At 72.6% G+C, this 21,763-nt stretch carries 18 protein-coding genes; 9 read left to right on the top strand and 9 right to left on the bottom strand.

Annotation, left to right across the window (positions count from 1 at the left end):
* Positions 1-24: 24 nt before the first annotated feature.
* The 3 genes from AUV07_RS10950 to AUV07_RS10940 form a co-directional block, all read right to left on the bottom strand.
* On the bottom strand, positions 25-1,503 hold the full coding sequence (locus AUV07_RS10950; protein ID WP_231868243.1) for an aldehyde dehydrogenase family protein: 1,479 nt from the start codon (positions 1,501-1,503) through the stop codon (positions 25-27).
* 48 nt (positions 1,504-1,551) lie between these two features.
* The gene (locus tag AUV07_RS10945) at positions 1,552-3,162 is read right to left on the bottom strand and encodes an HNH endonuclease signature motif containing protein (protein WP_062636012.1); all 1,611 of its coding nucleotides are present in this window, start codon (positions 3,160-3,162) and stop codon (positions 1,552-1,554) included.
* Between the two features lie 253 nt (positions 3,163-3,415).
* Positions 3,416-3,853, bottom strand: coding sequence for an Lrp/AsnC family transcriptional regulator (locus tag AUV07_RS10940; protein ID WP_062636010.1), 438 nt, complete (start codon positions 3,851-3,853; stop codon positions 3,416-3,418).
* 150 nt (positions 3,854-4,003) lie between these two features.
* Here AUV07_RS10940 and AUV07_RS10935 point away from each other — a divergent pair, with 150 nt between their 5' ends.
* The 8 genes from AUV07_RS10935 to paaZ all read left to right on the top strand — a co-directional run bounded on the left by AUV07_RS10935 (position 4,004) and on the right by paaZ (position 14,032).
* Complete coding sequence (locus AUV07_RS10935) at positions 4,004-5,116, top strand: thiamine pyrophosphate-dependent enzyme (protein ID WP_062636008.1); 1,113 nt, start codon at positions 4,004-4,006, stop codon at positions 5,114-5,116.
* The gene (locus AUV07_RS10930; protein WP_062636007.1) at positions 5,113-6,141 is read left to right on the top strand and encodes an alpha-ketoacid dehydrogenase subunit beta; all 1,029 of its coding nucleotides are present in this window, start codon (positions 5,113-5,115) and stop codon (positions 6,139-6,141) included. Before AUV07_RS10935 ends, AUV07_RS10930 begins: the two co-directional genes overlap by 4 nt.
* A complete protein-coding gene (locus tag AUV07_RS10925; RefSeq protein ID WP_062636005.1) occupies positions 6,138-7,556 on the top strand; it encodes a dihydrolipoamide acetyltransferase family protein in 1,419 nt (472 codons plus the stop codon). Before AUV07_RS10930 ends, AUV07_RS10925 begins: the two co-directional genes overlap by 4 nt.
* 135 nt (positions 7,557-7,691) lie before the next feature.
* A complete protein-coding gene (locus AUV07_RS10920) occupies positions 7,692-9,011 on the top strand; it encodes an MFS transporter (RefSeq protein WP_062636003.1) in 1,320 nt (439 codons plus the stop codon).
* A 119-nt stretch (positions 9,012-9,130) separates the two neighbouring features.
* Positions 9,131-10,321, top strand: a complete 1,191-nt coding sequence (locus tag AUV07_RS10915) for a thiolase family protein (RefSeq protein ID WP_062636001.1) — start codon at positions 9,131-9,133, stop codon at positions 10,319-10,321.
* Entirely contained in the window at positions 10,318-11,064 is a 747-nt protein-coding gene (locus AUV07_RS10910) for an enoyl-CoA hydratase/isomerase family protein (RefSeq protein WP_082802916.1), read from the top strand. Before AUV07_RS10915 ends, AUV07_RS10910 begins: the two co-directional genes overlap by 4 nt.
* Positions 11,061-11,936, top strand: coding sequence for a 3-hydroxyacyl-CoA dehydrogenase family protein (locus AUV07_RS10905; RefSeq protein ID WP_062636000.1), 876 nt, complete (start codon positions 11,061-11,063; stop codon positions 11,934-11,936). Before AUV07_RS10910 ends, AUV07_RS10905 begins: the two co-directional genes overlap by 4 nt.
* A 14-nt stretch (positions 11,937-11,950) precedes the next feature.
* The gene (gene paaZ, locus AUV07_RS10900) at positions 11,951-14,032 is read left to right on the top strand and encodes a phenylacetic acid degradation bifunctional protein PaaZ (RefSeq protein ID WP_082802924.1); all 2,082 of its coding nucleotides are present in this window, start codon (positions 11,951-11,953) and stop codon (positions 14,030-14,032) included.
* 84 nt (positions 14,033-14,116) lie between these two features.
* Here the strand turns inward: paaZ and AUV07_RS10895 are convergent, their stop codons facing one another.
* The 6 genes from AUV07_RS10895 to dhaK form a co-directional block, all read right to left on the bottom strand.
* Entirely contained in the window at positions 14,117-14,719 is a 603-nt protein-coding gene (locus tag AUV07_RS10895; RefSeq protein WP_062635996.1) for a TetR/AcrR family transcriptional regulator, read from the bottom strand.
* 63 nt (positions 14,720-14,782) lie between these two features.
* On the bottom strand, positions 14,783-16,099 hold the full coding sequence (gene paaK, locus AUV07_RS10890; protein ID WP_062636099.1) for a phenylacetate--CoA ligase PaaK: 1,317 nt from the start codon (positions 16,097-16,099) through the stop codon (positions 14,783-14,785).
* 31 nt (positions 16,100-16,130) lie between these two features.
* The gene (gene paaI, locus AUV07_RS10885) at positions 16,131-16,556 is read right to left on the bottom strand and encodes a hydroxyphenylacetyl-CoA thioesterase PaaI (RefSeq protein WP_062635994.1); all 426 of its coding nucleotides are present in this window, start codon (positions 16,554-16,556) and stop codon (positions 16,131-16,133) included.
* A gap of 108 nt (positions 16,557-16,664) precedes the next feature.
* A complete protein-coding gene (gene ptsP, locus AUV07_RS10880) occupies positions 16,665-19,214 on the bottom strand; it encodes a phosphoenolpyruvate--protein phosphotransferase (RefSeq protein ID WP_082802915.1) in 2,550 nt (849 codons plus the stop codon).
* Positions 19,211-19,852, bottom strand: a complete 642-nt coding sequence (gene dhaL / locus AUV07_RS10875) for a dihydroxyacetone kinase subunit DhaL (RefSeq protein ID WP_062636095.1) — start codon at positions 19,850-19,852, stop codon at positions 19,211-19,213. The genes ptsP and dhaL overlap by 4 nt, the downstream gene beginning before the upstream one ends.
* Positions 19,852-20,844, bottom strand: coding sequence for a dihydroxyacetone kinase subunit DhaK (gene dhaK / locus AUV07_RS10870; RefSeq protein WP_062635993.1), 993 nt, complete (start codon positions 20,842-20,844; stop codon positions 19,852-19,854). The genes dhaL and dhaK overlap by 1 nt, the downstream gene beginning before the upstream one ends.
* A gap of 148 nt (positions 20,845-20,992) precedes the next feature.
* Between dhaK and AUV07_RS10865 the strand changes: the two genes are divergently transcribed.
* Positions 20,993-21,760: an IclR family transcriptional regulator gene (locus tag AUV07_RS10865; RefSeq protein ID WP_062635992.1), complete on the top strand. Its 768-nt coding sequence runs from the start codon at positions 20,993-20,995 to the stop codon at positions 21,758-21,760.
* Positions 21,761-21,763 lie beyond the last annotated feature (3 nt).

Raw genomic sequence — 21,763 nt, 5'->3', positions numbered from 1 at the left:
CGCCGTTGTTCGCCGCGGTCACGCTCACGCCTTCCGGCCGGGTCCGGAGACGACCTGGGTGACGGCGACGGACTTGAGCCCCTCGACGCCGAACTCCAGCCCGTAGCCCGAGCTCTTCACGCCGCCGAACGGCACCATCGGGTGCAGCCCGCCGTGCGAGTTGATCCACACCGTGCCGGACTGCATGCGCGCGGCGACGGCGCGGGCCTCCTCCGGGTCGCTCGCCCACACCGAGGCGCCGAGGCCCACGTCGAGCGCGTTCGCGAGCGCGAAGGCCTCGTCGACGTCGCTGTAGCGAATGACGGGAAGCGCGGGACCGAACTGCTCCTCCTGCACGAGTGCCGCGTCGTTGTCGATGTCGGCGACGATGGTGGGCCGGTAGAACAGCTCGCCGAGCTCGGTGGCCGGCTCGCCACCCGTGACGATCCGGGCGCCGCGACTGCGCGCATCGTCGACGAGGCGACGGACGATGTCGAACTGCGGGCGGTTCTGCAGCGGTCCGAGCACGTTGCCCTCGTCGAGCCCGTTGCCCATCGGCACCTGCGCGGCGATCGCGGCGAGCGCGTCCACGACCTCGTCGTACACGGAGTCGTGCACGTAGAGGCGCTTCATGGCGGCGCAGGTCTGTCCGGTGTTGATGAACGCCCCCCAGAAGAGGTCTTCCGCGATCGCGGAGGGATCGGTGCCGGGGAGCACGATGCCCGCGTCGTTGCCGCCCAATTCGAGCGTGAGGCGGGCGAGGTTGCCCGCGGAGCTCTCGATGATGCGGCGCCCGGTCGCGGTGGAGCCGGTGAACATGATCTTGGCGATGTCGGGGTGCGAGGCGAGGCGGGCGCCCACCTCGCGGCCGCCGGAGACGCCGATGAGGACGTCGGCGGGCAGCACATCGTTCATCACGGCGAGCATCGCCAGCACGCTCAGCGGGGTGTACTCGCTGGGCTTCGCGACGACCGTGTTTCCCATGCGCAGCGACGGACCGATCTGCCAGATCGTGATCATGAGCGGCCAGTTCCACGGCCCGATGGCGCCGACCACACCGGCCGCCTTATAGACGAGCTCGGCGTGCAGCGTCTCGTCGTCGACGAGCACCTGCGGCTCCAGGACGGTCGTGGCGTTGGTGCGCAGCCAGGCCGAGCAGGCGCCGAGCTCGAACCGCGCGTTGGGGCCGTTCAGCGGCTTCCCCTGCTCCCGCGACAGGAGGTAGGCGAGCCCCTCGGCGTTCGCGTCGATGGCGTCGGCCGCGGCCAGGAGGAGTGCGCTCCGCTTCTCGTGCCCGAGCGCCTCCCACGCGGGCTGCGCGGCCTTCGCGCGGGCGATGGCGTCGTCGAGGTCGGAGACGGTGGCCACGGGCGCGCGTCCGATGACCTCCCGTGTCGCGGCGTCGGGGATCTCGCGCCCCTCGCCCTGCGGGGCCTGGATGCGGTCGAGCAGCGCCGCAGCGGCGGACGCCGCGGAATCGGCGGATCCGGAGTCGACGGCTACGGGAACGGCGGAATCGGACATCGGTGTCTCTCCTTCGAGCGGGTCACGGCGCGGACGCCGGTCTTCTTCTCATTCTCGGTCGGCCCTTCCCGCCGCACTTGTCGCGGAGCGCGCCGGAGATGTCCCCGCGCGAAGGATGCGCTCCCGAGCCGGTCCCGCGTGAGCGAATCGGGCCCCCGTCCGGTGGGTGGAGCCGGGAGGCGCCGGGCGCGGCGTGCGCCATCGTCGCCTCGGATCCCACCACGCCGGCCCTCGCACCTGCGGCACTCCCTCTCGCATGCGGATCTGCCACCCCGAGGTGTCCAGGGTGCGGTGATGGTGCCAGCACAGCGCGACCCCGTTGTCGGTGTGCGTCGGACCCCCGTGCGCGTGCTCCGTGACGTGGTGGATCTCGCACCAGGCGGCGGGGACGTGACACCCGGGGATCAGGCACTCACCGTCCCGCACGCCGATCGCCCGGCGCTGCGCGGGGGTGAAGATCCGGTCGCTCGACCCGAGCCCGACGATCCTCCCGCCGGCCCCCAGCACGACCCGCTGGACCGTCCCTCCGCACGCCGTGTGCGCAGCGACCCGCGTCGACACCGGCGTCTCGATGCCCTCGACCCGCGCCCAGCCGCGCCCCGAGACGTAGTCCTCGGCGGCGACCGTGACCACGAGTGTCGGCGCGGCACCACCCAGCCGCGGCATGTCGTCGTGACGAGCCGCGGTCCCCAGGGCCGCCGCGAGCGCGTCGTGCTGCTTCTGTGCCCGCGTGCGGCCGTCGACCATTCCGCCGGGATCGCCGGCCGGGAGCACGTCGTCGTCGGGGGACACCGCGGAGTCCCGCCGCTCGGCATCGAGTTCCGCGGACGGGACGAAGTGCACGCCGGGAAGCGGCGGACCGTCGACCTTCGGGTTCAGATACGCGTCCCAGATCCGCTGCAGCTGCCCCGCGACCTCGGGCAGCAGTGCGCCCCGGACCGGGATCACGCCGTCCTTGGCGCGCCCCAGCACCACACCCCGCGCTCGCAGCGCGATGTCTTCCGCGGGCTCCGCGCCGTCGGGGTCGAGGTACTGCACGATCAGCTGCGCCCGCACTCGCAGCTCCTCGGGCGTCGGCGCCGGACCGGGCTCGTTCTGGGCGTCATCACTGTTCTCGGCGTCATCACTGTTCTCGCCGTCGTCGCTCTCCTCACCACGCGCGACCTCCGCCAGGTACGCGTCCGCCTCCCAGCGGTCGGCGAGGCGCACGCGAGGGCCGGCCTGCTCGATCGGCCCGGTCGCGGCCAGGAGCCCGGTCACGCCGAGCGCCCCGTCGAGGAGGGCCTCGCGCAGCGCCGGCCACCGTGCGGGAAGCCACTCCCCGGAGGAGAGGTCGACCTCTCGTCGCACCAACCGCGCGGCCTTCACCACCCGCGCGGCGGACGCTCCGTCGGTGCGGAGCACCCGCTGCAGCAGCTCGTTCATCGAGCGACAGCCGAACCGGCCGCAGAAGGCCGGCTCCCCCGACCCCGCCGGACGCGGATCGACGCTCGCGACCGCCTCCACGACCACGGCCTCCACGCGTCGCTGGATCTCGCCCGCGACCCGCAGCAGGTGCATCATCGCCCCGGCATCGAGAGCGCCCACGGTGCCGGACTGCAGCACGCCGTCGAGAGCGACGACCGTGTCGTCGAGAACCGCTGCCGGGGTGCTTTCCATACGACGATTCAACAGAGGGCCACCGACATTGCGAGGCCTGATTACCCCTGTTCAGAGCGATATTCCAGTACGCGCGAAGGACTCCTCCTGCACACGAACAGACGCGCGATCAACCCTCCCCATCACAACACCATCCGCACAGCATGCCGCCGCCGGAATTCGCCGCTTCCCGGCAAGCCCCCCGCACCCCACCCACGACCCGCGGCACCGACGCCCGTCGCACCCCAACGACCCCCGCCGCAGGAAACAAACGTCACACCCGGTCGAAGTCCTCGAAGATCAGGATCGTCCGGGTCGAGCGGATCGACGGGATCGCCTGGATGTCCTCCAGCACGATGCGGCGCAGGTCGCGGGCGTCGTTGGCGCGCACGAGCAGCAGCACGTCGAAGTCGCCGCCGACGAGCGCCATGTGCTCGATCTCCGGGATCGCCCGCAGCCGCGCGCTCACCTCCTGCCACGTGGCCTGCTCGATCGCGAGGGTCACGTACGCGCTCGCGTGATGCCCCAGCAGCACGGGGTCGGTGCGCACGGTGTACCCGGTGATCACCCCGGCGTCGGTGAGCCGCTTGATGCGGGCATGCGCCCCCGCGCGGGAGATGTGCACCGCCTCGGCGATCGCGGTCATGGACGCCCGCGCATCCCGCCGCAACTCCGCGAGGATCGCGCGATCCGTCTCGTCCAGCGCCGCCATGGCACCCCTCTCCCGTCCGGGAAATCCTGACATTTCGGAAGCCATTGTGGCACGTCGCGAGCAATCGTCCACGATCCCGCGACGGATCTTGGATGACTGTCGCACGCGCGGCATGCTGTCCTCATCGAGTTCGGCAAGGAAGGCGGACGGATGCACTCCCACGACATGCTCCCGCGAGACACCGCGGTACGACTGATCGCCGAGGACGGGACCACCCTCCCCGACGAGACCTACGCGCTCCCCGCCGCCGACGTCCTGCTGGCGGCCTACCGCGGCCTCGTCGAAGGCCGTCGCATCAACGATCAGGCCGGCGCGCTCGTGCGCCAGGGCCGCCTCGCGGTCTACCCCTCGTCGCACGGCCAGGAGGCCTGCCAGGTGGCCGCGGCGATGGTGCTCGGCGACACCGACTGGCTCTTCCCCACGTACCGCGACTCGGTCGCCGTGATCGCCCGCGGCGTCGCGCCTGCCGAGGCGATGGTGCTCCTCAAAGGCGACTGGCACTCCGGCTACGACGTGCGCGCGCACCGCGTCGCCCCGCAGGCCACCCCGCTCGCGACCCAGCTCCTGCACGCGGTCGGCTTCGCGCAGGCGGCGAAGCACCGCGGCGAGGACACCGTGGTGCTCGCGCTCTGCGGCGACGGCGCGACGAGCGAGGGCGACTTCCACGAGGCGATGAACTTCGCGGCAGTGTTCCACGTGCCCGTCGTGTTCTTCGTGCAGAACAACGAGTTCGCGATCTCGGTTCCCCTCTCCCGGCAGACCGCCGCCCCCTCCCTCGCCCACAAGGCGGTCGGCTACGGCATGCCGGGACAGCGCGTCGACGGCAACGACGTGGCCGCGGTCCTCGCGGTGCTCACGGAAGCCGTCGACCGCGCCCGCGCCGGTGGCGGCCCCTCCCTCGTCGAGGCCCACACGTACCGCATGCAGGCGCACACCAACGCCGACGACGACACCCGCTATCGCGAGCGCGACGAGGTGCAGGCGTGGCTCGCCCGCGATCCGCTGCTCCGCCTGCGCGCGCACCTCACCGCGACGGGGACGCTGGACGACAAGGCAGAAGAGCGCTTCGCCGCGGGCGCGGAGGAGATCGCCGCCGCCATGCGCACCGCCCTGAACACCGATGCGGAGCTCGAGCCGGAAGACCTCTTCCGCTTCGTGACCGCGACCCGCTCGCCGCAGCGTGAGGAGCAGTGGCAGCTCCTCCGGGACGAGATCGCCCGCTCCCACCCCGCCGAGACGATGACGACCGGAGGCCCCCGATGACCATCGCCGAGCACGAGACGCCGGTCGCGACGGACGCCGGCACCACCACGACCATGACCATGGCCGCCGCTCTCAACCGCGCCCTCGCCGACGCCCTCGCCGCCGATCCCGACGTGGTCGTGTTCGGAGAGGATGTGGGAGCCCTCGGCGGTGTCTTCCGCATCACGGACGGACTCACCGCACGATTCGGCGAGGACCGCTGCTTCGACACCCCGCTCGCGGAGTCCGGCATCATCGGCACCGCCGTCGGCATGGCGATGAACGGGATGCGCCCCGTGGTCGAGATGCAGTTCGACGCCTTCGCCCTGCCCGCGTTCGAGCAGATCGTCAGCCACGTCGCGAAGCTCGGCAACCGCACCCGCGGCGGGGTGCGCATGCCGCTCGTGATCCGCATCCCGTTCGGCGGCGGCATCGGGGGCGTCGAGCACCACTGCGACTCGTCCGAGGCGTACTACGCGCACACGCCCGGCCTCACCGTCGTGAGCCCGTCCACCCCGCAGGACGCCTACTCGCTGCTCCGGGCGGCCATCGCCTCGCCGGACCCGGTGGTCTTCCTCGAGCCCAAGAAGCTCTACTGGTCGAAGGGCGAGGTCGACACCGCCGTGACGGCGGAGATCGGCGCGGCGCGCATCGCCAGGGAGGGCACCGACGTGACCCTCCTCGCGTACGGAGCCTCCGTGCCGCTCGCGCTGGAAACGGCGGAGGTCGCCGCGGGCGAAGGGCGCAGCGTGCAGGTGGTCGACGTGCGCTCCCTCTCCCCCTTCGACGATGAGACGGTCACCGCGGCGGTGCGGTCCACGGGACGCGCGGTCGTGATCGCCGAGGCCCCGGGATTCGTCAGCGTCGCCTCCGAGATCCAGGCCCGGGTGTTCGAGCGCTGCTTCGAGTACCTCGAGGCCCCCGTGCGGCGGGTGACCGGGTTCGACACCCCGTACGCACCGCCGAAGTTCGAGCACTGGTACCTGCCGGACGTCGATCGGGTGCTCGACGCGATCGACACGCTGCACTGGGAGGACGAAGCATGAGCACCCCGGTGAAGACCGCGACCCGCGTGTTCCGCCTCCCCGACCTCGGCGAGGGACTCACCGAGGCCGGCCTCGTGCAGTGGCTGGTGTCCGTCGGCGACACGATCGCGACCGACCAGGCCATCGCCGAGGTCGAGACCGCGAAGAGCGTCGTCGAACTGCCCTCGCCGTTCGCGGGCGTCGTGACGGCGCTGCACGGCACGCCCGGCGACACCATCGACGTCGGGGCCCCGGTGCTGGAGGTCGCCGACCCCGGCAGTGAGGAGACCGCGTCCGCGCCGCAGACACCCGCCGCGCAGCCCGAGCACGAGGCGTACCGGCAGGAGGAGCGTGCGGGGTCCGGCAACGTCCTCATCGGGTACGGCACCTCCGCGTCCGCCTCGACGGGTCGGCGACGCCGCCCCGTGGCGCCACGCCCCGCACCGGCACCCGCCTCGTCAGCACCCGCACCCGCCGCACCCGCCGCGACCGCTCCGGAGTCGCCCGCACCGGCCGCCCGCGACGCCGCGCGACCCGCTCCGGTCGCCGTGCGGTCGCCACTCGTGCGGCGCCTCGCCCGCGATCTGGGCCTCGATGTGCACGCGATCTCCCCCACCGGGGCGGACGGGGCGATCACCCGCGCCGACGTGCTGCGCGCCGCCGTGGACCACGCCGTGGACGGCGTCGCCGCAGCCCCGACGCCGACCTCCGCTCCCGCTCCCACCGGCGAGATCGACGGCCTCCCGGTCCGCAGCCGCGAGCGCCTGTCCCCGCTGCGCCGTACGGTGAGCGCCCGGCTCGCCCGCAGCCGCTCGGAGATCCCCGAGGCCACCGTGTGGGTCGACGTCGACGCCACCGAGCTCTGGGACCTCCGCGCGCAGATGGCTCCCGAGGGCGCGAAGGCCCCGTCGATCACGGCGCTCCTCGCACGGTTCGTGCTGCTCGCACTGGAGGACTACCCGGTCCTCGCCTCGCGGCTCAGCGACGACGGCTCCGAGTTGATCTCGTTCGACGGCGTGAACCTCGGCGTCGCGGCCGACACCGAACGCGGACTCCTCGTCCCGGTCGTCCCGCACGCGCACCGGCTCACGGTCGCCGACCTCGACGCCGCCCTGCGCGAGCTCGCGGCCACCGCGCGCACCGGCACGCTCCCGCCCGAGCGGCTCCGCGGATCGACCTTCACCCTCAACAACTACGGCGGGCTCGGCGTCGACGGCTCTGCGGCGATCATCAACCACCCCGACGTCGCGATCCTCGGCATCGGCCGGATCATCGAGCGGCCCTGGGTCGTGGACGGGGCGATCGTGCCGCGTCGCATCGTCCAGCTCTCGCTCGTGTTCGACCACCGGGTCTGCGACGGCGGGTATGCGGCCGGATTCCTCCGCCGCGTGGTGGAGCTCATCGAGCATCCGCTCCGCGCCTTCGGGCGGGTCTGAGGTCGACCCGGTCCGCGAACCCTCGTGGGCGGAGCGCCGATACGCTACGCTCGGCGATTACTGACCGATCATTCGGTAAGTCATCGCCGACGTACCCGCGTCGGCGCTCCCCCCTCGCAGAACAACGGAGTTCGCATGACCTCAGCCACCGCAGCCGCCTCGTCGACCGGAAGGATGCCCGCCGAGGAGCGGCGCGTCCTCGCCGGCACCCTCGTGGGGACGTCGATCGAATGGTACGACTTCTTCATCTACGCCCAGGCGGCGGGCCTCGCGCTCGCCCCGCTCTTCCTCGCTCCTATCGCGGAGTCGAGCCCCGGGCTCGCCCAGGTGCTCTCGTTCGCGACCATCGGCATCTCGTTCCTGTTCCGCCCACTCGGCGCGATCGTCGCCGGACACCTCGGCGACAAGCTCGGCCGGAAGAAGATGCTCGTCTTCACCCTCGTGATGATGGGACTGTCCACGTCCCTCATCGGCCTGCTGCCGACGTACGCCGCCATCGGCGTCGCCGCCCCGATCCTCCTGATCCTCCTGCGCATCCTGCAGGGCTTCTCGGCCGGCGGCGAATGGGGCGGCGCAGCCCTCATGGCCGTCGAGCACGCACCGACGGCGCGACGCGGCCTCTTCGGCGCGTTCCCGCAGATCGGCGTGCCGGTCGGCATGATCCTCGCCACCTTCACCCTCTGGGCCCTCACGAGCTCGATGTCCCCCGAGGCCTTCCTCGAGTGGGGTTGGCGCATCCCGTTCCTGCTCTCGATCGTGCTCATCGCGGTCGGCTACGTCATCCGTCGCGCGGTCGACGAGAGCCCCGTGTTCGAAGACCTGCGTCGCCGCCGCAAGGAGGCCTCGGCGCCGCTCGGGCAGCTCTTCCGGGCACACACGAAGCAGGTCGTGCTCACGGCCGTCATCTTCATCGCCAACAACGCCGCCGGATACCTGCTGATCGCGTTCTTCGCGACGTACGCCGTCACGGCTCTCGGCATGGAGCGCCCGCCGGTGCTGCTGGCGACCACGCTCGCCTCGTTCGGCTGGCTGATCTTCACACTGTGGGGCGGCGCGCTGTCCGACCGCCTCGGCCGCATCCGCACGTTCCAGATCGGGTACGTCGCCCTCGCGGTGTGGGCTATCCCGATGTGGTTCCTCATCGACACCGCCAACATCGTCTGGTACTTCGTCGCCCTGTTCGTCATGACGTTCGCGCTCGGACTCTCGTACGGGCCGCAGGCGGCGCTGTACGCCGAGATGTTCCCCGCGAACGTGCGCTACTCGGGCGTCTCGATCGGCTACGCCCTCGGCGCCATCCTCGGCGGCGCGTTCGCACCGATGATCGCGGAGGCGCTGCTGAACCAGTTCCACGCCGCGTGGACGATCGGCGTCTACATCGCGGTCGCGTCGATCATCTCGCTCATCGGCGTCTCGCTGGTGAAGGAGACGAAGGGCGTGGATCTCAGCGTCTGACTCCTGGTCCGGGATCGCGGCCGGCCGTGCGCCTGTGCCATAATTACCTTACGATCGGTCAGTAATTCACGACCGGCCGCTCCCGGACCACACCAGGACGACGAAGTCAGGAGATCCGCATGCCAGAGGCCTACCTCGTCGGAGGGGTCCGTACCCCGGTCGGCCGCTACGGCGGCACCCTCTCCGCTGTCCGTCCCGACGACCTCGCGGCGCTCGTCGTCGGCGAGGCCGTGCGCCGCGCCGGGCTCGACCCGGCGCGTACGGAGCTGGACGAGGTCATCCTCGGCGCCGCCAACCAGGCCGGAGAGGACAACCGGAACGTCGCCCGGATGGCCGTGCTCCTCGCCGGCCTCCCCGACACCGTGCCGGGCATCACGGTCAACCGCCTGTGCGCCTCCGGGATGTCCGCCGTCACCATGGCCGCGCAGGCGATCCGCGCGGGCGACGCCGATCTCCTCGTCGCCGGCGGCGTCGAGTCCATGACCCGCGCCCCCTGGGTGCAGGCCAAGCCGGAGAAGGCGTGGGCGAAGCCCGGCGCTGCCTTCGACACCTCGATCGGCTGGCGCTTCCCGAACCCGCGCCTCGCCGCACGCGACAAGGCCACCTTCACGATGCCGGAGACCGCGGAGGAGGTCGCCCGCGTCGACGGCATCACCCGCGCCGAGGCCGACGCCTTCGCCGTCCGCTCGCAGCAGCGCGCCGCCGCCGCGATCGCCGCCGGGCGATTCGCCCCGGAGATCGTCGGCGTTCCCGTCCGCGACGGCGAGGTGCTCGTCGACGAGGGCCCGCGCCCGGATACCACCCTCGAGGTGCTCGCGCGCCTGCGTCCCGTCGTGGCCGGCGGAGAGGTCGTCACGGCCGGCAACTCCAGCGCCCTCAACGACGGCGCCTCGGCCGTGCTCGTGGCGAGCGCCGAAGCCGTCGAGCGCCACGGACTGACGCCCCGCGCCCGGATCGTCGTCGGCACCTCCGCCGCCCTGGCTCCGGAGATCATGGGACTCGGACCGGTCCCCGCGACGGAGAAGGCGCTGCGCCGTTCGGGGCTCTCCCTCGACGACATCGGCGCCGTGGAGCTCAACGAGGCGTTCGCCTCGCAGTCGCTCGCCTGCATCCGGCGGCTCGGCCTCGACGAGGACCGCGTGAACGCCGACGGCGGCGCCATCGCTCTCGGGCACCCGCTCGGCTCGTCCGGCTCGCGCCTGCTCGTGACGCTGATGGGACGCATGGAGCGCGAGGACTCCCGCTACGGCCTCGCCACGATGTGCGTCGGCGTCGGCCAGGGCGCCGCCGTGATCCTGGAGAAGGTGTGAGCGCCGCGGACGAGCCGCTGCTCGTCACCCGCACCGCGGACCGCGTCGTCGCGACCCTGAACCGTCCGCACAAGCGCAACGCGATCGACCAGGCCACGATCGACGCCCTGCACGCGCTGTGCGCCGAGCTGGAGGAGACGCCGCGCACGCTCATCCTCACCGGCGCCGACGGGGTGTTCGCGGCGGGCGCCGACATCGCCGAGCTGCGCGAACGCCGCGCCGACGACGCCCGCCGCGGCATCAACGCCCACGCGTTCGTCCGCGTCGCGGAGCTGCCGATGCCCGTGATCGCCGCGATCGACGGCTACGCGCTCGGCGGTGGCGCGGAGCTCGCGTATGCCGCCGACATCCGCCTCGCGACGCCGACCCTGAAGATCGGCAACCCGGAGACCGGCCTGGGCATCCTCGCCGCCGCCGGAGCGAGCTGGCGCCTCAAGGAGATCGTGGGCGACGCCCGCGCCATCGAGCTGCTGCTGACCGGCCGCACGGTGCACGCCGAGGAGGCGCTCCGCATCGGGCTCGTCTCCTCGCTGCACGAGGTCGCCGACCTCCTCGCCGCCGCCCACGCGGTCGCCGACCGCATCGCCCGCAACGACCCCGCGGCGACCATCGCGACCAAGCGGGTGTTCCGGGCGCCGCGCGACCAGCACCCCGCGGTCGACCTCGAGGAACAGGCCGCGCTGTTCGAGAGCCCGGAGAAGCACCGTCGCATGACCGCCTTCCTGGAACGGAGAGACCGATGAGCACGCCCTCCTCCCCCGAAGCCGCAGCCCCGGCCCGCGTCGGCGTGCTCGGCGGCGGGCGCATGGGCGCCGGCATCGCCCACGCCTTCCTCCTCGCCGGAGCCCCCGTGACGGTGGTCGAGCGGGACGAGGACGCCGCGGCGGCCGCCGCCGCCCGCGTGCACGGGTCGATCGACGCCTCGCTCGCCCGCGGCACGGCGATCGAGACCGCCGAGGCGTACCGGGCGCGGTTCGCGACCGGGACCGACGCCGCCCTGTTCGCGGACTGCACCCTCGTCGTCGAGGCCGTCCCGGAGGAGCTGTCGCTCAAGATCGACGCCCTCACCCGCGTCGAGCGCCACCTCGCCGACGACGCGGCCCTGGCGTCCAACACCTCGTCCATCTCGATCGACGAGCTCGCCGCGGTGCTCGACCGCCCCGAGCGCTTCCTCGGGATGCACTTCTTCAACCCGGTGCCCGCCTCGACCCTCGTGGAGGTGGTCCGTGGCGGCGCGACCGCGGAGACTCTCGTCGCGGACGCGGCCTCCTGGGTCCGCGCGCTGGGGAAGACGCCCATCGTCGTCGCCGACGCCCCCGGTTTCGCGTCGTCACGTCTGGGCGTCGCCCTCGGCCTCGAGGCGATCCGGATGCTCGAGGACGGCGTCGCCTCCGCGGCCGACATCGACGCGGCCATGACCCTCGGCTACAAGCACCCGGTGGGACCGCTTCGGCTCACCGACATCGTCGGGCTGGACGTCCGGCTCGGCATCGCCGAGTACCTCGCGGCACAGCTCGGCGCGCGCTTCGAACCCCCGGCCCTGCTGCGCCGCCTCGTGGCGGAGGGACACCTCGGCCGCAAGAGCGGACGCGGCTTCTACGAATGGGACGACTGATGAAGGGAACCCCCATGACCGAGATCCTCCCCAGCTACGTGCAGGGCTCCTGGTGGACGCCCGCCTCCGACGCGGACGCCACCGAGGTGCGCGACGCCTCGACCGGGGAGACGGTCGCCCGCGTCTCCACCACCGGTCTCGACCTCGGCGCGGCGCTCGACTTCGCCCGCACCACCGGTCAGGCCGCGCTCGGCGAGCTCACGTTCCACCAGCGCGCCGTGCTGCTCAAGCAGCTCGCGCTCGCGCTGACTGCCCGCAAGGAGGAGCTGTACGCGCTCTCCAGCCGCACCGGCGCCACCGCACAGGACTCCTGGGTCGACATCGACGGCGGCATCGGCGTGCTCTTCGCGTACTCCAGCAAGGGCCGCCGGGAGCTGCCGAACGCGAAGGTCTACGTCGACGGCGCCGTGGAGAACCTGTCGCGGGACGGCTCCTTCCTCGGTCGGCACATCTACACCCGGCTGCCCGGGGTGGCGGTGCAGATCAACGCCTTCAACTTCCCTGTGTGGGGCTCGCTGGAGAAGTTCGCGCCGGCCTTCCTCGCCGGTGTCCCCACGGTCGTGAAGCCCGCCACCCCCACCGGGTATCTCACCGAGGCCATGGTGCGCGTGATGGTGGAGTCGGGTCTGCTGCCCGAGGGGTCGCTGCAGCTCGTGTCCGGCAGTGTGCCGGACCTCTTCGACCACCTCCGCCTCGGCGACCTCGTCGCGTTCACCGGCTCGGCGTCGACGGCGGAGCGGCTGCGGGCGCACGACGCCGTGCAGACCGGCGGGGTCCGCTTCACCAGCGAGACCGACTCGATCAACGCCTCGGTGCTCGGCACGGATGCGGCCTCCGGCACCCCGGAGTTCGACGCCTACGTGAAGCAGCTCGTCGCGGAGATGACGTCGAAGGCCGGACAGAAGTGCACCGCGATCCGGCGGGCGATCGTGCCGGAGGACGCGGTGGACGACGTGATCGCCGCCGTGCGCGACCGGCTCGCCGCGCGGATCGTCGTGGGCGACCCGCGCGCGGAGGGCGTGACGATGGGACCGCTCGCCTCGACGGCTCAGCGCGACGAGGTGCTCCGGCAGGTGGCGCGGCTCCGCGAGGGTGGGGGCGAGCTGGTGATCGGCTCCCCCGAGACGCCGACCGTCCGCCGCGCGGACGGCAGCGAAGGCCCCGCGGAAGACGGCGCGTTCGTGGCGCCGATGCTCCTGCGCTTCACCGATGCGACGAGCCCCGCCGTGAACGAGATCGAGGCGTTCGGCCCCGTCTCCAGCATCCTCGGCTACCGCACGCTGGACGAGGCTGCGGAGCTCGTGGCCCGCGGCGGCGGCTCGCTCGTGACGAGTGTCGCGACGCACGACCCGGAGGTCGCGACCACGCTCGCCGCGGGGATCGCCGCGTACAACGGCCGCGTACTCTTCCTCGACCGCGACGACGCCCGCAGCTCGACCGGCCACGGCTCCCCGCTCCCGAACCTCGTGCACGGCGGCCCCGGTCGCGCCGGCGGCGGCGAGGAGCTCGGCGGCATCCGGGCGGTGCTGCACCACATGCAGCGCACCGCGGTGCAGGGCTCCCCGGAGATGATGACCGCGCTCACCGGCGTCTGGCACCAGGGGGCCTCGGCCCGCCCGTTCGACACCGACGACGGCGTGCACCCCTTCCGGAAGTCGCTGGCGGAGCTGCGCATCGGCGATCAGGTCGTCAGCCCCTCGCGCACCGTCACCCTCGACGACATCGAGACCTTCGCGGCGTTCACGGGCGACACGTTCTACGCGCACATGGACGAGGCGTCGGCGGCGGCGAACCCGTTCTTCCCCGGACGCGTGGCCCACGGCTACCTGCTCGTGTCGTGGGCGGCGGGGCTCTTCGTCGACCCGGCTCCCGGCCCCGTGCTCGCGAACTCCGGGCTGGAGAACCTGCGCTTCGTGACCCCGGTGTCCCCCGGCGACGAGATCCGCGTCGAGCTCACCGCCAAGCAGATCACGCCGCGGGAGACCGACGAGTACGGCGAGGTGCGCTGGGACGCGGTCCTGAAGAACCAGGACGACGAGCTCGTCGCGACCTACGACGTCCTGACTCTCGTCGCGAAGGAGCTCACCCCCGCCTGATCTCGAGACCCCGGGTTCTCGTCGAGGCCCCGCCCTTCCCACGCGGAGACGGCGGGGCCTCGGCGCGAAGACGGGGTTTCGGGGTCAGGGGTGGCGGAGGCCGTCGAGGGCGATCGCGACGACGTCGTCGGCGAGGCGGTCAGCGCCCTCGCGACCACCGGGGCGATACCACTCGACGATCGAGTTGATCATGCCGAACGTCAGTCGGGCGACGACGGCCGCATCGATGTCGGAGCGCAGGGCACCCTCGGCCTGCGCCTCCGCGACGAGGGCCGTGATGCGGCGGTCGAACGCCCGCCGTCGGGTGAGGGCCCGGCGCTCCACATCGGTGTTCCCGCGCACCCGCAGCAGCAGCGTCACGGCGGGAAGCTGATCGACGAGCACGTGCACGGCACCGCGGAGCACGTGCTCCAGGCGGGCGACGGCGTCGGTCGCCTCGCCCGGAAGCGGGTCGTCGACGACGGCCTCCAGCCCGCTGAGCGCGCTGTCGAGGGCCCGGTCGAGGATCTCGTCCTTCGACCCGAAGTGATGGTAGATCGCCGACTTCGACAGCCCGAGGCGCTCGGCGAGCATCCCGATCGAGGTCGCGTCGTAGCCGTGCTCGTTGAAGGCGGCCACCGCGACGGCGAGGATCCCCTGCTGGTCGTACCCGGGGCGGCCGCGCCGCGTGGTCTGCATCTCGGACATCCCCCTCAGTCTCGCACCGCCCGCCGCGCGCATCGCGGAGGTCGACGCCGACACCCCCGCGTGTCAGCGCAGGTCGTAGACGCGCTTGTACTTGCCCTCGCTGCGCGGCAGCGCCCCCGGCTCCTCGAGCCGCACGGCGACCGACGAGCCGATGAACACCTTGATGCGCTGCACCAGCACCTGCGCCGCCGCCTCGCACGTCTCCACGGACAGGTCGGGGTGCCGCTCGATGCGCACGGTGAGGGCGTCCATCCGGCCCTCCTTCGTCAGCTCCAGGATGAAGTGCGGCGTGAGCTGCTCAATCCCGAGCACCAGCTCCTCGATCTGCGTCGGGAAGAGGTTGACGCCGCGCAGGATGATCATGTCGTCGTTGCGCCCGGTGACCTTCTCCATCCGCCGCATGCCAGGACGCGCCGTGCCGGGGAGCAGGCGGGTGATGTCGCGCGTGCGGTAGCGGATGACGGGGAACGCCTCCTTGGTGAGCGAGGTGAAGACGAGCTCGCCCCGTTCGCCGTCCGGCAGCGCCTGCAGGGTGTCGCCGTCGATCACCTCGGGCAGGAAGTGGTCCTCCCACAGATGCGGGCCGTCCTTGGTCTCGAGGCACTCGTTGCCGACGCCCGGCCCCATCACCTCGCTGAGTCCGAAGATGTCGAGGGCGTCGATGCCGAGCCGCTGCTCCAGCTCGTGCCGCATCTCGTTGGTCCAGGGCTCCGCGCCGAGCACCGCGACCTTGAGCGAGGTGGACCGCGGGTCGATGCCCTGCGCGGCAATCGCGTCGGCGATCGTGAGGAGGTAGCTCGGGGTGCACAGGATCGCGTCCGGCTCGAAGTCGCGGATGAGCTGCACCTGCCGGGCAGTCTGTCCGCCCGATATCGGGATCACGGTGGCGCCCAGGGCTTCGATGCCGGCATGCGCCCCGAGCCCGCCCGTGAACAGGCCGTACCCGTAGGCGTTGTGCACCTTCATGCCGCGCCGGATGCCGCTGGCGCGGAGCGACCGGGCCACCAGCGTCCCCCAGCGGTCGAGGTCGCCGCGCGTGTAGCCGACGACGGTCGGGCGGCCGGTGGTGCCGCTGGACGCGTGGATGCGGGCGACGTCGGCCATCGGCACCGCGAACATCCCGAACGGGTACGTCTCGCGCAGGTCGTCCTTGGTGGTGAAGGGCAGCCGGTGCACGTCGTCGAGCGTGCGGATGTCGTCGGGATGCACGCCCGCCTCGTCGAACTTCCGCGTGTAGAGCGGAACGTTGCGATAGGCGTGCTGCACGGTCCACCGGAGGCGCTCGAGCTGCAGGCGCTCGATCTCGGCGCGGCTCATCCGCTCCTCGGGGTCGAGCTCGTCGGTCGTCGGCGGGCGGAGGGCGGAGGCGGGGGCGGTCATCGTCGACACGGGGACTCCTCGGAACGGCGGATCAGAAGGTCTGGGAGGTGGTGCGGGAGCGGCCGCGGAACTCGGCGACCGCGTCGCCCTGCTCGTCCACGACCGTCACGTCGTAGAGGCCGGAGCGACCGGTGCGGGTGCGGCGGATGGCCGTCGCGGTGAGCGTCTGCCCCACGACGGTGGGCTTGAGGAACGAGATGTCGGCACCGGCGGCCACCGTCACCCGATCGTCTTCGTTGCAGGCGATCGCGAAGGCGGTGTCGGCGAGCGCGAACACGAGCCCACCGTGGGTGATCTGGAAGCCGTTGGTCATGTCCTCACGGACGCGCATCGACACGACCGCGTGCCCCGGGTCGTCGCGTTCGACCACGAGCCCGAGCATCGCCGAGGCCCGGTCGCGTTCCATCATGGCCCGGTTCGGCCGCACGGCCTCCGCCGTATCCGTCGCCTCCGTCATCGCCGACCTCCTCGTCGCGCTGGGACGGGACGACCGCGTCCCGTCCGCCCATACTAACTGAACGATCGGTCAGTAACGCAAGAAGGCAGGACGCAGGAGCCGTACGGCTCAGCCGGCGCCGCCCCCACCGAGCACGAGAGCTGCTGCCTGCCGTGCCTTCGCAGCGGTCGCCGCGCGGCTCGCACTCTCCGCCGCCCGCCGGCACTCGCCCGGGCTCACCGCGTCGAGCGCGGCCGCCACCCGCCCGAGGGCGCGCGGCGTCATCGACAGCGAGGTCGCTCCGAGCCCGACCAGCACGGGGGCGAGTGCCGGGTCACCGGCCGCCTCCCCGCAGATGCCGACGGCCTTGCCCGCCGCGCGTCCCGCCGCCCCGACCGTCCCGATGAGCCGCAGGACCGCCGGCTGCCAGGGATCGTTGAGATCGGCGAGCGCACTGGACAGCCGGTCCGCGGCGAGGGTGTACTGCGCGAGGTCGTTGGTCCCGAGACTCACGAAGTCCACGACCTCGAACAGCTCGGCGGCCAGCAGCGCCGCCGCCGGGGTCTCGATCATGATCCCCGCTCTGTCCAGCCCCGCGGCACGGCACCGCGCGGCGAACTCCGCGGCCTCGTCGACCGTGGCGACCATCGGGGCCATGACCTCCACCTCGGCGGATTCCGCATCGGCCGCCCTGGCCAGCGCGCGGAGCTGATCGTCGAGGAGCGCGGGTCGGCGACGGGAGAGGCGCAGGCCCCGCACACCGAGCGCGGGGTTCTCCTCGTCGTCGTCGTTCGCGAACGGCAACGGCTTGTCGCTCCCCGCATCCAGCGTGCGCACGACGACCTTCCGCCCGGGGAATGCGCGCAGCACCCCGCGGTATGCCTCGACCTGCTCCTCGATGCTCGGCGCCGCTGTCCGGTCGAGGAAGCAGAACTCGGTGCGGAAGAGTCCGACCCCCTCGGCGTGCGCCGCGGCCGCGCTCCCGGCATCCGCGGCGCCCCCGACGTTGGCCAGGAGCGGCACGCGGGTCCCGTCCGCGAGACGGCCCCGTCCGTCGAAGGTCACCACGACGGCCGCAGCCCGCGCCTCGGCGATCTCCGCCTCGTCCGGGTCGACGTGGACCGTGCCGCGATCCCCGTCGACGAGGAGCATGGCGCCCTCGGGGATGCCGGTCGCGCCTGGCACTCCGACCACAGCGGGCAGTCCCAGTGCCCGCGCGATGATCGCCGTGTGCGACGTGGGCCCGCCGTCCGCGGTCACGAGAGCGACGCAGCTCCCGCCGTCCAGCGCTGCCGTGTCGGCGGGAGCGAGGTCGGTCGCGACGAGCACGAACGGCTCATCGCGCTCGGGGACCCCGGGCATGTCCACCCGGAGGATCTCGGCGATCATGCGGTCCCGGACGTCACGGATGTCGGCGGCGCGTTCCGCCATCCTCCCGCCGAGCGCTGCGAGCGCCGCCTCGTGTGCCGCGGACGTCTCCCAGACCGCCCGCGCCGCCGTCCGCCCCTGTGCGCGCACGAGGGCGGTGGCTTCGGCGACGAGCTCCGGGTCTGAGGCGAGGAGCCGGGACGCGTCCAGGATCGCCCGCGCCTCTCCGCGGGCCCGTTCGGCGCGCGAACGCAGCTGATCGGCGACGGCGACCGCCGCCCACTCGATCGTGGAGACCTCGGCCTCCCGGCCCTCCGGCGGGACGACGGTCTCGGCATCCGGTTCCGGGAGTGCCGGTGCGAGGGACACCGCCTTCGCGGCCACCCGTCCGGGACTGACCCCACGGCCCTGCAGCACGGTCCCGGAGACGATCTCCGGCGGCGGCGCGGACTCGTGGTCGGCCCCGATTCCCGTCTGGTCGTCCCAGGCTGTGCTGAGCGCAGGCGCGGGCGCGGTTCCGGGGCTGCCGGCGGCGCCCTCGTCCGTCTCGACGCCCTCGCCGAACCCTCCCTGGAAGAGCGAGACCAGGCGGTCGATCGCCGCCTCCGCGTCCGCTCCCCGACCCGTGAGCTCGAACTCGGTCCCCTGCCGCGCGCCCAGTGCGAGCAACCGGGTCAGGCTCCCGGCCGCGGCTTCCGGGCCGTCCGGCAGCCGCCGCAGACGCACGTCCGCGCCCGCCGCCGCTTCCGCGATCAGCGCGGCGGGCCGGGCGTGGATGCCGAGAGGGTTGCGCACCCGCACACGACGGGACACCGTCTCCCCGGCCGGCTCCGACCCGTCAGGAGCGCGCTCCGCGGGCGACGTCTCGATGTCCTCTGCCGTCGCATCGTCTGTCGGGCCGAGCTGACCGGTCTTCGCGGCCAGCGCCGAGGCGGCTTCAGCGGCGACCGCATCGAGGTCTCCCCCGGCCGCCGCGGCCACCACCGCGGCGAGGAGCCCCTCGACGAATGGCGCGGGCGCGAGCCGCACCGGCACGTCGCTGCTGCGCAGTTCGAGCGCGAGCTCGGCGCTCAGCACGGCCGACCCGAGGTCCATGAGCACGAGCACGCCGTCGACCTCGGCGGCGAGTTCATCGATCGCCGCCGAGACCGCGACGGCGTCCGTCCCGAGGATGGGCGCGCCGTCCGCGTCCACGCCGGCCCCGGCCGCCACGCGGACCCGCACGCCGCCGCCCGGCACCATCTGCAGGGCGAGTTCGAGCGCCGCCTCCCCGAGCCGGGCGCTGTGGGAGACGGCGACGATCCCGATCATCCGGCGTCCGCGAGGGCCGCCGCGAGCGCCTCGAACAGGAGCGCGGTCGAGGCGGCTCCGGGGTCGAGGTGGCCCGCGCTGCGTTCACCGAGGTAGCTCGCCCTGCCCTTCCGGGCGACGAGCGGCACCGTGGCGTCGCGGCCGGCGGCCGCGGCATCCGCCGCCGCCCTGGCGGCGGCCGCGGTATCGGCTCCTCCGGCGAGGGCCGCGTCGAAGGCGTCCACCGCGGGCGCCATGGCGTCGAACATCGTCTTGTCGCCCGCCTCGGGCTTGCCCCGCGCGACGATGCCCTCGAGGCCCGCCCGGAGCGCGGCAGCGAGCGCCGATCCGTCGAGCGACGTCACCGCACCGGCGGACATCCCCATGCGCAGGAAGAACGTGCCGTAGAGGGGGCCGCTCGCGCCGCCCACCGAGCTCACCAGGGTCATGCCGACGGTCTTGAGCAGCTCGTCGATCGTCGCGGGCGTCGTCGCCGCGAGCTTCTCCCCCACCGCCGAGAAGCCCCGCGCCATGTTCGCGCCGTGATCGGCGTCCCCGATCGCGGAGTCCAGTTCCGTGAGCCAGTCCCGCTGCGCCGTGACGGCTTCCCGGTACCGGGAGATCCAGTCGACGAGGGCGTCGGTGCCGACGGCCGCCATCACGCGCCCCACCGCAGGCCGGGGGTGATCACCGGGGCGTCCCACAAGCGCAGCAACTCGTCGTCGGCCTTGAGCACCGTGACGGAGCATCCGGCCATGTCGAGGGAGGTGATGTAGTTGCCGACCAGGTTGCGCGCGATCTGCACGCCGGACTTCTCCAGGATCGACGCGACCTCGCCATACATGAGGTAGAGCTCGATCAGGGGCGTGGCCCCCATGCCGTTGAGCATCACGATCGCGGGGCCGGTGGCGTCGAGGTCGCCCAGGATCGGCTCGACGAGCTGCCGCGCGATCTCCGACGCGGGGGCGAGCGGCTCACGGTGGCGGCCCGGCTCGCCGTGGATGCCGATGCCGATCTCCATCTGGTCGTCAGGGAGGTCGAAGGTGGGCTTGCCCGCGGCCGGGACCGTGCAGCTGGTGAGGGCCATGCCCATGGAGCGCCCCTGACCGTTGATGCGCTTCGCGAGGTCGACCACGGCTCCGAGGTCGCGGCCCTCCTCCGCAGCGGCCCCCACGAGCTTCTCTAGCAGGACCGTGAGGCCGACGCCTCGGCGCCCCGCGGTGTAGAGCGAGTCCTGCACGGCCACGTCGTCGTCCACGACGACCGTGCCGACCTCGATCCCTTCCATGGCGGCGAGCTCCGCGGCCATCTCGAAGTTCAGCACGTCGCCCGTGTAGTTCTTGACGATGTGCAGCACGCCGGCGCCGCGGTCGACCGCCTGGGTGGCGACCTGCACGCGGTCGGGGGTGGGCGAGGTGAAGACCTCGCCGGCGACGGCCGCGTCGAGCATCCCGGTGCCGACGTAGCCGCCGTGCAGGGGCTCATGGCCGGATCCGCCGCCGGAGACGACGGCCACCTTGCCCTGAGCCTTCGGTGTCGCCCGGGTGATGACGTGGTTCTCCAGGTCGACCGAGAGTTCGGGGTGTGCGGCGGCGACGCCCTTCAGGGACTCGACGAGGACGTCCTCCGGGGCGTTGATGAGCTTCTTCATCCTGCGATCTCCTTTGATGCGGCGTGAGTCTCGAGCGAAAATCCGAAAGGAATTCGTCAATGTCGAATATGCTCGGAGCCTGCCGGGTTGTCAAGATCGATCCGGCGACCGGAGACCCGGCTCGACGACGACCGGAAGGAGCACGGGCATGATCCAGGCGATCGATCGCGCGGCGAAGATCCTCGACCTGCTCCAGGGCGCCCGCCACCTCGGCATCACGGACCTCGCCGCAGCCCTGAGCCTGCCGCCGTCGACCGTGCACGGCCTCGTGAAGTCGCTGCGCGCGCACGGCCTCGTCGCGAAGGAGCGCGGCGGACAGCGGTACATGCTCGGCCCCACGCTGCTGCGACTGAGCAACGTGTATCTCGACACCCTGGACGTGCGGGCGCGGGCGATGCGCTGGACGCAGGACCTGGCGCGGCGGACGGAGCTGTCCGTGCGTCTCGGCGCCCCGCACCTCACGGACGTCCTCGTCATCCACCACAACCTCCGCCCCGACGACAGCCCGCAGATGCTGGAGACGGGGATGGCGGTCCCCGCGCACGCCTCCGCGATGGGGAAGGTGCTCCTCGCGTACGACCAGGGCTTCCAGCAGAGCGTGTTCGCCGAGCCCCTGCGCAGCCTCACCGGCGACACGGTCACCGACGTGGCGCGACTGACCCTCGAGCTGCCGGGGATCGCGGAGCGCGGGACGGCGGCGGAGAGCGATGAGGCCGTCCTCGGTGAGTCGTCCCTCGCGGCACCGATCGCCGACGCCTCGAACACGATCGTCGCCGCGGTGGCCGTCGTGCTGCCGACCGCGGAGGCACCGGCATCCGACGCCGTCGTGCACGCGCTCCGCGAGACGGCACGGAACATCTGCCGCGAACTCGGCGCGACGTCCTGGCCACCGCCCGTGGCCCCCGCCGAGGACTGACGG

It is taken from the genome of Microbacterium sp. CH1 (genome assembly GCF_001595495.1).
Taxonomy (GTDB): Bacteria; Actinomycetota; Actinomycetes; order Actinomycetales; family Microbacteriaceae; genus Microbacterium.
This window is presented reverse-complemented; position numbering and strand designations above follow the sequence as displayed.

What these genes read in the sequence shown, in the direction of transcription:
- AUV07_RS10950 (WP_231868243.1), bottom strand. Translation starts at nt 1,503, where the DNA reads ATGTCCGATTCCGCCGTTCCCGTAGCCGTCGACTCCGGATCCGCCGAT.
- AUV07_RS10945 (WP_062636012.1), bottom strand. Translation starts at nt 3,162, where the DNA reads ATGGAAAGCACCCCGGCAGCGGTTCTCGACGACACGGTCGTCGCTCTC.
- AUV07_RS10940 (WP_062636010.1), bottom strand. Translation starts at nt 3,853, where the DNA reads ATGGCGGCGCTGGACGAGACGGATCGCGCGATCCTCGCGGAGTTGCGG.
- AUV07_RS10935 (WP_062636008.1), top strand. Translation starts at nt 4,004, where the DNA reads ATGCACTCCCACGACATGCTCCCGCGAGACACCGCGGTACGACTGATC.
- AUV07_RS10930 (WP_062636007.1), top strand. Translation starts at nt 5,113, where the DNA reads ATGACCATCGCCGAGCACGAGACGCCGGTCGCGACGGACGCCGGCACC.
- AUV07_RS10925 (WP_062636005.1), top strand. Translation starts at nt 6,138, where the DNA reads ATGAGCACCCCGGTGAAGACCGCGACCCGCGTGTTCCGCCTCCCCGAC.
- AUV07_RS10920 (WP_062636003.1), top strand. Translation starts at nt 7,692, where the DNA reads ATGACCTCAGCCACCGCAGCCGCCTCGTCGACCGGAAGGATGCCCGCC.
- AUV07_RS10915 (WP_062636001.1), top strand. Translation starts at nt 9,131, where the DNA reads ATGCCAGAGGCCTACCTCGTCGGAGGGGTCCGTACCCCGGTCGGCCGC.
- AUV07_RS10905 (WP_062636000.1), top strand. Translation starts at nt 11,061, where the DNA reads ATGAGCACGCCCTCCTCCCCCGAAGCCGCAGCCCCGGCCCGCGTCGGC.
- paaZ (WP_082802924.1), top strand. Translation starts at nt 11,951, where the DNA reads ATGACCGAGATCCTCCCCAGCTACGTGCAGGGCTCCTGGTGGACGCCC.
- AUV07_RS10895 (WP_062635996.1), bottom strand. Translation starts at nt 14,719, where the DNA reads ATGTCCGAGATGCAGACCACGCGGCGCGGCCGCCCCGGGTACGACCAG.
- paaK (WP_062636099.1), bottom strand. Translation starts at nt 16,099, where the DNA reads ATGACCGCCCCCGCCTCCGCCCTCCGCCCGCCGACGACCGACGAGCTC.
- paaI (WP_062635994.1), bottom strand. Translation starts at nt 16,556, where the DNA reads ATGACGGAGGCGACGGATACGGCGGAGGCCGTGCGGCCGAACCGGGCC.
- ptsP (WP_082802915.1), bottom strand. Translation starts at nt 19,214, where the DNA reads ATGATCGGGATCGTCGCCGTCTCCCACAGCGCCCGGCTCGGGGAGGCG.
- dhaL (WP_062636095.1), bottom strand. Translation starts at nt 19,852, where the DNA reads ATGGCGGCCGTCGGCACCGACGCCCTCGTCGACTGGATCTCCCGGTAC.
- dhaK (WP_062635993.1), bottom strand. Translation starts at nt 20,844, where the DNA reads ATGAAGAAGCTCATCAACGCCCCGGAGGACGTCCTCGTCGAGTCCCTG.
- AUV07_RS10865 (WP_062635992.1), top strand. Translation starts at nt 20,993, where the DNA reads ATGATCCAGGCGATCGATCGCGCGGCGAAGATCCTCGACCTGCTCCAG.